The organism is Tamlana sedimenti (assembly GCF_038148895.1).
GTDB lineage: Bacteria > Bacteroidota > Bacteroidia > Flavobacteriales > Flavobacteriaceae > Tamlana.
Genome location: NZ_JBBVGQ010000003.1, coordinates 110,748 through 122,478 on the forward strand (window position 1 = coordinate 110,748; position 11,731 = coordinate 122,478).

Genomic DNA, 11,731 nt, shown 5'->3' on the forward strand with positions numbered 1-11,731 from the left:
TTCCTGTTAATTGATTGGTGTTTAAAGTTCTCATAATTTTTGATTTTGACGATTAATGATTAACTGTTGTTTTTTGATTGATTACATATGATAGACGACCGAAAATTAATTTTGTTACAGTACTATGCATTACAAAGTAATGATTTAACAAATTTTAACAGATTTGAGAGTTTTTATGGATAGGGGAGAATATCTATTTGCTTGGAATATTGGCAGTTATATCAATAAATATTAATAATTTCAAAATAAAATCGTTTTAGGAATAGTTATTGCTTAAAATCTTCTTAAATATTTGCCTCTACGTGTTTGTATTGGCAAGAATGAAATATATTTGAAAAAGATTTAAGCCTCAACGCTATAAAGTATCCAAGATTAATGAGACCTATTGTTTTACTTCTTTTTATTAGTATTTTGTCATTCTCAGTTCATGCCCAAGTTGATAGCAGACCTAAATCTGTTATTATCCCTGCCGTTGAAAATGAAAATGATTCTACCGATGCAAGTCCGTTAACACCTTCACAGCCTATTGAAAATAGTACTTATGGGATGAACACTCCAAAGGTTACGCCCAATTTAGAACTGCCAAAAAAACAATTCTCTATGTTTCCTCAGGAAGAATTTGGCAATCCGGGAGAGCTGTACACATCTCAAGTAAAAAAGAACATAGAAGACCTTAAACTTAGTCCAAAAGAAATTGAGGCCATAAATGGGAGCACAACCGACCAATACTTCGGTGATTTTAAAAGCCAGGCCAAATTTGTAAAAGTTGTATATCGCGACCATGGCTATGTTGATGGCGACCTTATACAAGTGCGCATTAATGATGATGTGGTAAAACCCAGGGTGTTTTTAAACGGCGGTTACAGCGGTTTTAAACTTGATTTACAAAAGGGTTTTAATAAAATAGATTTTGTGGCATTAAACCAAGGCGAATCTGGCCCCAATACGGCGGAATTTCAAGTTATTGATGACACTGGACGTGTTATTTCGCATAACCAATGGAACTTGGCAACTGGAGTAAAGGCCACGGTTATTGTTGTAAAGGAGTAATATTTTTACTATTTTTAGTGTAAATATTTATTTATGCTCAAAAACTACCTCTTCATTTTTATTTTTCTTATCTCGTTTTCAGGTTTATCGCAATCGTTTAACATTTATAGCGATTTTTGGCGTCTACAAATTTTGAAAATTGATGGACAAGAGTACCGGGTTAATTATCCAGATGAAAAGAAGACAGATGACAATGGGAATTATATACTTTTAAAATTTTATGAATCCCCGAATCCAAACTTCGATACTTATATTTGTAATGTAAAAGATGGCTTTTTTACTTTAGATGAAGCAAATAACAAACTAACGATTTTATCTACTGGTACAACATTGGAAACATGTAGTAATTTAGGGGATCCTGATTTTGAAGTTTTGTATTTTAGTTTTTTTCAGGATTCCACAGTTTACGATTATACCCTATCTCCACCAAATTTAGACATACCGGGGTATTTTTTAATCACCGCACCAAATGGTAATACGGCTTACTACGGAACTAATTATCTTTCGTCGAACAACTTGACTAAACTAGCTTTTTCAATTTACCCAAACCCCGTAAAAGACAAATTATTTGTTTCTTCGGCCAACAATTTAAATAATTACAATGTTGAAATATTTGATGTTCTTGGGAAACTTAAAATCTCAGAACAGTTAAAATCAAATTCAATAATCGTTGAGCATTTGCCAAAAGGGGTTTATTTTCTTATGATTAGAGATAGATTGGGAAATAGGTCAACCACAAAGTTTGTAAAATAGTTTTTAAGAAACAATCCCGTCTACCAACTTCAATTCTTCATCTGTAAAACTCAAATTGCCTAAAGCTTTTACATTTTCTCTTAACTGGTTGCCAGAACTGGCACCAACCAAAACTGATGCTACTTGTGGTTGTCTTAAAATCCAAGCAATGGCCATTTGCGATAGTTTTTGTCCACGTTGTTGCGCTATGCCGTTCAACTTTTGGATTTTTTTAAGATTATTGGCCACGGTTTCCTTTTCCAAATACGTTAAATTTCTGGCCGCTCTGGATCCTTCAGGAATCCTATCCAAATATTTATCGGTAAGCATACCTTGTGCCAATGGTGAAAAGGCAATGCAGCCCACACCGTTTTCTCCCAAAGTATTTAATAGTCCGTTTTCCACCCAGCGGTCAAACATCGAATATCGTGCTTGGTGCAAAATAAAAGGCACGTTCAAATCTTTAAGTATTTTGGCTGCCTTTTGGGTGTCTTCCGGATTATAGTTTGAAATACCGGCATATAAAGCCTTGCCTTGACGCACGATATCAGCCAAAGCACCCATGGTTTCTTCCAAAGGTGTTTCAGGGTCAGGACGGTGATGGTAAAAAATATCCACATAATCCAACCCCATACGTTTTAAACTTTGGTCTAAACTTGCTATTAAGTATTTACGGGAACCGAAATTACCGTAAGGTCCAGGCCACATATCGTAACCTGCTTTGCTGGCAATAAAAAGTTCATCACGATAAGGTTTAAAATCTTTTTTGAAAATGGTTCCGAAATTTTCCTCAGCCGAACCATATGGAGGACCATAATTGTTGGCTAAATCAAAATGTATGATGCCCAAATCGAAAGCAGTTCTTAAAATATCACGTCCGTTTTGAATGGAATCCACAAAACCGAAATTATGCCATAACCCAATGGAAATGGCGGGCAAAAGCACACCACTTTTTCCTGTTCTGTTGTAGAGCATTGTTTCATATCTATGGGGATTGGCCTGATAATTTTCAACGCCAGACTTATCATTTATTTCCATGGTGCATCAATTTAGTTTCAGCGTAAAAGTAAACATAACTTTTAGAGTAGCCATTGGTTATCCCGAAATCTATTTCTGTTGAAATCGAAAAACCTTCAGGCGAATGATTCTTTGTTAACATCCCCTTAATAATTTTCTAACGAAACATGGCACATAAACCCATTAAAGATGTTATTTTTGCACGTTGCAAAATTTAATGTATGGCGTTTACCAAAGCAGAACTAGAATTAGAAGAGAGGTCGGAAGGCAAAAAATTATACAGTTATCAAAAGGGTGCTATCAATAAAATATTCACGGCTTTTGAGGAATCGCCAGACGACTACCATCTGCTTTATCAGTTACCAACTGGCGGCGGTAAAACCGTAATCTTCTCTGAAATTGTTCGGCAATATTTAAAACACCACCAAAAGAAAGTTTTGGTGATGACACACCGTATTGAGCTATGCAAGCAAACGTCTGGCATGCTCACGGAATTTGGCGTAGTAAACAAAGTGGTAGACAGTAAAGCTGATTTAAGTGATCAAGGCGAATACAGCTGTTTTGTGGCCATGGTGGAAACCTTGAATAACCGATTGAATGACGACAAATTGGATATTTCGGATATCGGTTTGGTGATTATTGATGAGGCGCACTACAATTCCTTTACAAAATTGTTCAAGTTCTTTAGCCAATCCTTTATTTTGGGGGTTACGGCAACACCCTTAAGTTCGAGCATTGAATTGCCTATGACCGATAATTATGATGAGCTTATTGTGGGCGAAAGTATTGAATCGCTTATAGAAAATGGCTTTTTGGCAAGGGCAGAAATGTACACTTACAACGTGGGGTTGACCTCACTTGTGGTTGGGGCCAACGGCGATTACACGGTAAAATCTTCGGAAGATTTATATACCGCCGATGATATGTTATCAAAGCTCATACAAGCTTATGAGGAGCGTTCGCTGGGCAAAAAAACCTTGATTTTCAATAATGGTATTACCACCTCACTTCATGTGTATGACACTTTTAGGAGGGCGGGCTACCCAATTGCACACCTTGATAACACCAATACCAAAAAAGAGCGCGCACTCATATTAAAATGGTTTAAAAAAACACCTGGGGCCATTTTAACTTCAGTTAGTATTTTAACTACTGGTTTTGATGAGCCTTCTGTTGAAAGTATTATTTTGAACCGAGCCACCAAATCATTGACCCTCTATTACCAAATGATTGGTCGTGGATCGCGTATTCTAAAAGAGAAAAAAACGTTTACGGTTGTTGATTTAGGTAACAATTTTCACAGATTTGGTCCATGGGGAGACGATTTGGATTGGCAGCGCATTTTCAAGTCACCAAACTATTATCTAGATTCCATTTTGAGTGATGAAGATTTAGAAAGCAATTTTCGATATGAAATGCCCGATGAATTGCGCGCTGAATTTTCAAAATCCATAGATGTTTATTTTGACATCCAGAAAACCTATGTAGATTCCTTACGCAATGGCGAAACCACCAAAGTTGTTTTAGAGCGTTCCATTGCCCAACATGCCAAAATATGTGTTGAAAATAGTGAAGATGTGTATGATGCCTTGGCATTGGCCAAAAAATTAGGTGATGATATAGATTTCAGGATTCAGCGTTATACCAAATGCATCAGCAAAAGCACCTTCAATTTTGTGGAGTGGCTAAAAGGAGATTATCGAAAAAAACTTAATGCCTATTTACGCTCTAATTTTGATGAAGTTTTTGAGGAAATTAATGGTTATCCTCCAGAAGATTAATACCGCTTAAACATTTCTTGCAATAATCATTTTAACCTTCAAATAAGGCGTATATTTACTCTATTTTTATAAAAATAGTATCATAACTATTTTAAAATCTATGATTATTTATGGCGAATAACCGTAAAACCTTTACCATAATTCTGGCTTTTTTTGCTATTTATGTTATATGGGGTTCAACCTATCTTTTAAACAAAATTGCGGTTACAGAATTGCCTCCATTTATGTTGGCAGGACTTCGTTTTACTCTAGCGGGCATTCTTATTTTTATTATAGCTAAACTTTTAAAAGTTAATATTTCAATCACCAAAGTTCAACTTAGAAACACCACTATCGCTGGTTTTTTGTTTTTAACTTTTGGAAATGGAGTAGTGGTATGGGCACTGAAATTTGTCGATAGTGGGTTTGCTGCCCTTGAAATTTCAGCACAGCCATTGGTAGTATTGATTTTAATGCGCATCATTCAGGGCAAGAAAATATCCCTCATGTCTTACATTGGGGTTGTATTGGGTTTTATTGGCATTTATCTTTTAGTGAGCCAGAAGCAGCTTATTAGTCAGGAAGGGCAAATTACGGGTATCATTATGATTTTTGTTTGTATGATAAGTTGGGGCTACGGTAGCCTATTTGTGGGTAAAGCAAATTTGCCTTCAAACTTTTTTGTAAACACGGGCTATCAAATGCTCATGGGCGGAATTATGCTCACTATAGCAAGTTTTTGTTTTGGAGAAGCGTGGACTATGCCAACAGCATGGAGCAGTAAAGTTCTCTGGTCTATGTTGGCTTTAATATTATTTGGAAGTATTTTAGCGTTTACGGCTTTTAATTACCTTTTAAAAGAAGTTTCCCCTGAAAAAGTGGCGACCAGTACCTATGTAAACCCTATTATTGCCTTAATTTTGGGCTGGTATGTTTTGAATGAAACCATTACTATGCAATCCATTATCGCTGCAATAGTATTGCTTACAGGAGTTTATTTTATTAATACCAATCGAGTAATAAAACCAAGAGGTATTGGACGCTAAAAAGGCCATAAAATATATGCTGATCAGTACCATGGCCTTTGCTTGTATGAATGCCACGGTAAAACATTTAAGTGAAGTCAACTCCTACCAAATTGTATTTTTTAGGTCATTAAGTTCGTTGTTTTTTACGTTTGGGTTTTTAATAAAGAACAAGATTCCTATTATTGGAAAAAAGAACAAACTGCTCATATTGCGCTCCATAACAGGGGCAACCTCTATGCTTTTGTTTTTTATGTCGGTTAAATACTTATCGGTCGGTACCGCAGTTTCTTTGCGCTACATCGCCCCAATCTTTGCAGCCATATTTGCGGTTTTTCTACTAAAAGAAAGGGTTCGTGCTTGGCAATGGGTATTTTTCATCATTTCATTTTTGGGCGTTTTGGTGTTGAAGGGCTTGGATACCGAACTGAATTCATACGGACTTATGTTGGTATTGATGGCGTCGGTACTAAGTGGTTTGGTTTATGTAATCATAAATAAAATAGGGAAAAGCGAGCACCCTGTGGTTATTGTCAATTATTTTATGCTTACAGCTACTATTTTGGGTGGTGTACTATCGATTGGCAACTGGGTAACACCAAAAGGAACGGAGTGGGTTTTTCTTTTTAGTCTTGGGGTTTTTGGCTATTACGGACAAATATTTATGACCAAAGCATTTCAAACGGCTTCAACAAATATTGTGGCACCCATAAAATATGTTGAAGTTATTTTCACCACGACTTTGGGCATGACTTTGTTTAATGAAATCTATACCTTTTGGACCATTTTAGGTATTGCACTCATTATAAGTGGTATGGTTTTAAATGTTTGGTACAAATCAAAGGTAAAAGGGTAGTGGAAACCATATTTCGCTTTGCATTATAATTTGTATTTTTGCTCGATTTTTATTCAAACCAACTAATAGTATATGGGATTTTCAGCACGTGTTAATAGTTTTAGAAGACGGGTGATGCACAACATTACCAAAGGTGTTGGTGGTTCCTATAAATTGCCCAAAAAAGGTTCGATGAAGGTTGAAGACATTAAAAAAGTCTTGATTATTAGGCCAAACCATAGGCTTGGCAATCAGTTACTTTTAACCCCAATAATTCAAGAGGTTATTGAAACCTTCCCGAATTGTGAAATCGATTTGTTTGTAAAAGGTGGTGTGGCGCATCCCGTTTTTCAAAATTACAAGCACGTCAAAAAAATTATAAAACTCCCCAAAAAGCCATTCAACAATCTGCTAAAATATATAGCCACTTGGTTCAAGATTAAAGGGAAACGTTATGATTTGGTGATTAATGGCGATAAAGATTCTTCTTCCGGAAGGCTATTGACCGCTTTGTCACGAGGAAAAATAAAAGTTTTTGGAGATGTTAATGATTCAATTACCGAAAAATACGGTGACTACAAACACATTTCAAAATATCCCATTTATAATCTGCGGTTCGTTTTAGATCAGATAGGGCTTCAAAAAAATAAAACCCCCCTACCGGTTTTAAATATTAAGTTGAGCGAGGAAGAAATCGCCCAAGGAAAGGCCATTTTAGATGATATCATAAAAAACGACAAAAAAACCATTTGCATTTATACCAATGCCACGGGGCATAAATGTTATTCTGAAACATGGTGGGACACATTTTATAATCGACTGCTAAAAGAATATCCCAACTATAACATCATTGAAATGTTGCCCATTGAAAACATTTCTAAAATAAACTTTAAGGCTCCACATTTTTATAGCAAAGACATTCGGGAAATGGGGGCCATCATAAAAAACACCTCTATTTTTATTTCTGCAGATAATGGTGTGATGCATCTGGCAAGTGCTTCGCTAACGCCCACAGTTGGTTTCTTTTCTTTCACAAATCCAGAAATTTATGGCCCATATGGCAACGGAAGTTTACCACTTCATACAGAAAATACCGAAATAGGCGACTGGATTAAAGCCATAGATGGCATTCTTAAATAGTATTTATTTACGTACCAATTATTTTGAAAAATCTTTAAAAAGTGTTAAGTTAACTCAACTTTTAAACACAACCACAAAAGTATTTTCAAAATGAAGAATTTAATGATTATGGCAGTCATCATACTGTCTATTTTAGTTTCATGCAAGGACAAGAAAAAATCTGAAGAAACTCCTGAAATGGCTACTCCAACGGTAGCGTTGGAAACCGAAGAAGTCACCTATAGCACGGATTCTGTACAAATGAAGGGCTACATTGCCTTCGATAAAAACAAAACGGACAAGCGTCCCGGCATTATTGTTATTCACGAATGGTGGGGCCACAATGATTACGTGCGTGAGCGTGCAGATATGTTGGCTGAATTGGGCTATACGGCTTTTGCCATTGATATGTATGGCGACGGTAAAGTTGCTGAGCATCCAGGTGATGCCGGTAAGTTTTCAGGTGTAGTAAGAAATAATGTACCGTTGGCCACCGCAAGATTTGATGCCGCTTTAAACATTTTGAAAAACCATCCGTCTGTAAACCCTAATGATATTGCCGCCATTGGCTATTGCTTTGGGGGTAGTATGGCTTTGACCATTGCTAATACTGGTGAAGATTTAGATGCCGTTGCCGCTTTTCATAGTGGTGTGGGGCTACCCGTTATGCCCAATGATAAGCTGAAAGCAAAAGTTTTGGTGGTTAATGGTGGTGCCGACCCATTTATTCCCCAAGAATCTGTTACAGCTTTCAAAAAAGCTATGGATAGTATTAATGCCGACTACACCTATATTGAAATTCCCGATGCAAAACACGCCTTTACAAGTAAGGGAGCCAGTGCTTTGGGCGAAAAATTTAGTTTGCCTTTGGAATACAATGCTGAAGCCGATGCCAAATCATGGCAAGCTTTACAAGACTTACTAAACGAAACATTTAACCAGTAAAATATTAAACATGAAATTCACTAGAAAAGCAAACGCTAACTGGAAAGGTAGCGGAAAAGAAGGAAAAGGAACTTTAACCACAGGCAGTAAGGTGCTTGAAAACACACAATATTCCTTTCATACCAGATTTGAAAACGGAGAAAAGGGTACCAATCCCGAAGAATTGGTTGGGGCAGCCCATTCGGGTTGCTTTGCTATGCAACTAAGTTTTTTATTGGGCGAAGAAGGTTTTACGCCCAATAGCCTAAATGTGGATGCCACCGTTACTTTTGAAGATGGCAATGTAACCAACATCTTATTGGATTTAACCGGAAATGTACCAAAAATAGACTTAGATAAGTTTAAGGAAATTGCAACCAACGCTAAGAATGTTTGCCCAATATCAAAGCTTTTGAAAGCAAATATTGAGTTAAAAGTTAGTTTGGCTTAAGTTATTACATAAACAGGTTTTTATAAAAGGCATTGAGCATAAAAAATGTTCAATGCCTTATTTCCACCAAACAACAAAAAATTTCTGAATATTTCCATTGGGGAATTTAATCCAACACAGTGTAGAAACTTTGTTTTTCATCAAGTCCTCTATTTTTTCATAGAAAAGGGCAAAGGAAAGCCAATCCACTTGGATTTTCACTTCCATAAGCCAATTGACTTTACTTGGAATATAAAATTTGCAATTTTCAAATTGTCTCAATTCCGAAAAATGCACATAAAACCCTTTTAAACAATTCTTGTTTAGCAACGATAACTTTGGGGTTTCGCTTTTATAAGGCAAAAACAACTGCGCCTTAAAATAAACCCGTTGCTGAATTTGCGATGCGTTCAGATTCAAATCATCCAAAATAAATTTGGTTGAGGCATTATACAGTAATGGCAACTGCTTATCGCCTAATTTATACAGTTTTTTAATTAGGGTGTCGTTTCGGTTTGGGCCAATCCAATGGTCTATTTCAGTATTTCCAACACGGTTATCGTACAAATAAAACTTAAAAACAATCTCTAAGTGAATAGGGGAGTCCTGCCATTTTAAAATACAATCGAGCTCCCCTAAAGTTAATCTTCCCTGCTGAATTTGGACGTTTTCACAACAAATAGAGACATCCTTATGCTGTTTTAATTCGGCGCTTACAAAACGTTCCACTCGTTTTCCCAAGCGTAAATTAGTATCCAATGGTTCGTCAAAAACAAAATCATCCATTTTTGGAAGTTCCAATTGTTTTAAACCCATCACATCATGGTTTTTCCAAAGAAAAGGCGTTTTCAAAAAACCCTGAAACTGCAATTGTATATGTTTTGATTTAGCTTCCATACTAAACGAAAATACATCAATTTCTTAAAAAATGGATTTAACGTTAGGACTTAAAAAATGGTTAAATCCAATTCAGAATTGTTAGATATTTCGTAATTTATGCTAGTATAATTTTGGCATGATGAAAAAGAAAATCCTTGTATACACTGGTATAATTTTAATATTTTGGGCATGTGGCAGTTCAAAAAACCAGCCCACGGAAGCCCAATTGCAAGCTTTAAATGAATTAATGGATAGTAGGCAATTTACGATTGAATCCGATTGGGCCTATCCACAGGCCACAAGAGCCATGCAACAGATTGCTAATTCGGGCTTATTAATGCCGGGCAATACCGCTGGCAATATAAGTTTGGTTGGTAATACCAATTTTTTAAAAATTAAAGGCGATAGCATTTTTTCTTATTTGCCCTATTTTGGTGAGCGCCAAATGCAAGTAGATTATGGAGGAAGGGACAACGCTATTGAGTTTAAGGGCCTTATGGAAGATTTAACCATTGAAAAGACCAAAAACAATGGATATAAATTTGTTTTTAATGCAAAAAGCGGTCGCGAAAATTTCAGGGTTTACCTTACCATTACTCCGGGTTTAAAAAGTGATTTGTTGTTGAACAGTGGTTCACGATTTCCTATTGGTTATTCGGGAAATGCGAAGAACACAGAGTAATAATCTAAATCATTTCCAAATCCACCAATTAGCTGCTTACTGCGTTTGGCTTTTCAATAATCCAAACCATAACTTTATGAAACCATTTATTCCTTTTTTGTTACTGCTTTTCTCCGTATTAGGTGGTACAAATTCCCAGGCACAGACCAATGCCTCTCCAAGTGAATTGAAAACTTTTTTCAACAATAACCAAATTCTTTTAACATATAGGGAAGGAGAGGTGCTATATGGCACCTACTATTTCATCACGATACATTATTGCCCCAATGGTTATTACGGGCTTTATGGAAATTCGGTAAAACGCACCGTTATGGGTAACGAGCAAAAGAATAACTGGCAGGAATTTGGCACTTGGGAAATCACCAACCAACAAGGTTTAAACGGTATTCTTTATAAGGCACAAAATGGCGGAAAAAGTTTTTATCCCATGTATAAATTGGCCAATGGTGACTTTTACGTAAGTGAGGGCATCACCATTGTGAAGCAAGGTTTGGCCATTTGTCAGTAGATATATTGTTGATTAGCGTGCAGTTTATCTATTCATCGTAAAAAATTAGGGTTCAAACGATTTTTTTAAACAGAAACGACTTAGTTATTTAGTTTTGAAGGAATTAAAATCGTAACGCCCCATGAAACAGTTTTTGACCCTTTTAGTTTTAGTTATTTTTTTGAGTGATTTTCATACGTTAAGTGCTCAAGAAACTGCTAGTTCACAAGAAGAAATTCCTTCTAATTATAAAAAGCGAAATCCTATTTATGATTATTCTGAAAAGCATTTAAATAATGTAGATACCATTCCGGATTTTGCTTCACGAACCACCAAATTAAAGATTACGGGTACCATTTATGAAAGTGATGGGGTTACACCCGCTCAAAATGTGTTGTTGTTCATTCACCAAGCTGATGAAGACGGTAATTTTGAACTAAAACGCGAAAACAAAAAACGCTACGTGCACCACCGTGGTTGGATACGTACCGATGCCGATGGTAAATATACCTTTTATACCTTCGTGCCAGGGTCATACATTTATGGTAATGAATTAAGACAAATACTGCCCGTTTTAAAAGAGCCGGGCAAACCAGAATACGCCATTGAAAGCTTTGTTTTTGATGACGACCCACAACTAAAGGATTCTTGTAGAGAAAGGATAGAAGCAACAAACCCGAACCGCATCCTTAAATTGGATAAAAAAGAAGGTTTGTTTGTGGCCAAAAGAGACATCATCCTTGGAAAAGAAATAGCTGCCGAATACTAGTTAATTAATACTTGATCTTAAA

13 protein-coding genes are annotated in these 11,731 nt (G+C 36.2%); 11 read left to right on the forward strand and 2 right to left on the reverse strand.

Going from position 1 to position 11,731, the window contains the following annotated elements; translation table 11 throughout:
* Positions 1 to 375 precede the first annotated feature (375 nt).
* Positions 376 to 1,050 (forward strand): hypothetical protein, encoded by a 675-nt coding sequence (locus tag WJN01_RS08845; RefSeq protein ID WP_445196795.1) that lies wholly within the window; start codon positions 376 to 378, stop codon positions 1,048 to 1,050.
* 33 nt (positions 1,051 to 1,083) lie between these two features.
* Positions 1,084 to 1,803 (forward strand): T9SS type A sorting domain-containing protein, encoded by a 720-nt coding sequence (locus WJN01_RS08850; RefSeq protein WP_445196796.1) that lies wholly within the window; start codon positions 1,084 to 1,086, stop codon positions 1,801 to 1,803.
* Between the two features lie 3 nt (positions 1,804 to 1,806).
* Here the strand turns inward: WJN01_RS08850 and mgrA are convergent, their stop codons facing one another.
* Positions 1,807 to 2,820, reverse strand: a complete 1,014-nt coding sequence (mgrA, locus tag WJN01_RS08855; RefSeq protein WP_445196797.1) for an L-glyceraldehyde 3-phosphate reductase — start codon at positions 2,818 to 2,820, stop codon at positions 1,807 to 1,809.
* A 200-nt stretch (positions 2,821 to 3,020) separates the two neighbouring features.
* On the opposite strand from mgrA, the gene WJN01_RS08860 reads away from it, so the two are divergent.
* The 6 genes from WJN01_RS08860 to WJN01_RS08885 all read left to right on the forward strand — a co-directional run bounded on the left by WJN01_RS08860 (position 3,021) and on the right by WJN01_RS08885 (position 8,913).
* Positions 3,021 to 4,580, forward strand: coding sequence for a DEAD/DEAH box helicase (locus WJN01_RS08860; RefSeq protein ID WP_445196798.1), 1,560 nt, complete (start codon positions 3,021 to 3,023; stop codon positions 4,578 to 4,580).
* Between the two features lie 110 nt (positions 4,581 to 4,690).
* The gene (locus WJN01_RS08865; protein ID WP_445196799.1) at positions 4,691 to 5,605 is read left to right on the forward strand and encodes an EamA family transporter; all 915 of its coding nucleotides are present in this window, start codon (positions 4,691 to 4,693) and stop codon (positions 5,603 to 5,605) included.
* Complete coding sequence (locus tag WJN01_RS08870; protein WP_445196800.1) at positions 5,595 to 6,440, forward strand: DMT family transporter; 846 nt, start codon at positions 5,595 to 5,597, stop codon at positions 6,438 to 6,440. Before WJN01_RS08865 ends, WJN01_RS08870 begins: the two co-directional genes overlap by 11 nt.
* Before the next feature lie 72 nt (positions 6,441 to 6,512).
* Positions 6,513 to 7,559: a glycosyltransferase family 9 protein gene (locus WJN01_RS08875; RefSeq protein WP_445196801.1), complete on the forward strand. Its 1,047-nt coding sequence runs from the start codon at positions 6,513 to 6,515 to the stop codon at positions 7,557 to 7,559.
* Positions 7,560 to 7,649: 90 nt separating this feature from the next.
* The gene (locus tag WJN01_RS08880; RefSeq protein ID WP_445196802.1) at positions 7,650 to 8,483 is read left to right on the forward strand and encodes a dienelactone hydrolase family protein; all 834 of its coding nucleotides are present in this window, start codon (positions 7,650 to 7,652) and stop codon (positions 8,481 to 8,483) included.
* 10 nt (positions 8,484 to 8,493) lie between these two features.
* A complete protein-coding gene (locus WJN01_RS08885; protein ID WP_445196803.1) occupies positions 8,494 to 8,913 on the forward strand; it encodes an OsmC family protein in 420 nt (139 codons plus the stop codon).
* A 57-nt stretch (positions 8,914 to 8,970) separates the two neighbouring features.
* On the opposite strand, the gene WJN01_RS08890 is transcribed toward WJN01_RS08885, so the two are convergent.
* Entirely contained in the window at positions 8,971 to 9,789 is an 819-nt protein-coding gene (locus tag WJN01_RS08890) for a DUF1853 family protein (protein ID WP_445196804.1), read from the reverse strand.
* A 118-nt stretch (positions 9,790 to 9,907) separates the two neighbouring features.
* On the opposite strand from WJN01_RS08890, the gene WJN01_RS08895 reads away from it, so the two are divergent.
* From WJN01_RS08895 to WJN01_RS08905, 3 genes are all read left to right on the forward strand, one after another.
* Positions 9,908 to 10,453 carry a DUF4251 domain-containing protein gene (locus tag WJN01_RS08895; protein WP_445196805.1) on the forward strand — a complete coding sequence of 182 codons (546 nt, stop codon included), beginning with the start codon at positions 9,908 to 9,910 and terminating at the stop codon, positions 10,451 to 10,453.
* Positions 10,454 to 10,529: 76 nt separating this feature from the next.
* Positions 10,530 to 10,961: a hypothetical protein gene (locus tag WJN01_RS08900; protein WP_445196806.1), complete on the forward strand. Its 432-nt coding sequence runs from the start codon at positions 10,530 to 10,532 to the stop codon at positions 10,959 to 10,961.
* Positions 10,962 to 11,082: 121 nt separating this feature from the next.
* Positions 11,083 to 11,709: a dioxygenase family protein gene (locus WJN01_RS08905; RefSeq protein ID WP_445196807.1), complete on the forward strand. Its 627-nt coding sequence runs from the start codon at positions 11,083 to 11,085 to the stop codon at positions 11,707 to 11,709.
* The last annotated feature ends 22 nt before the right edge of the window (positions 11,710 to 11,731 follow it).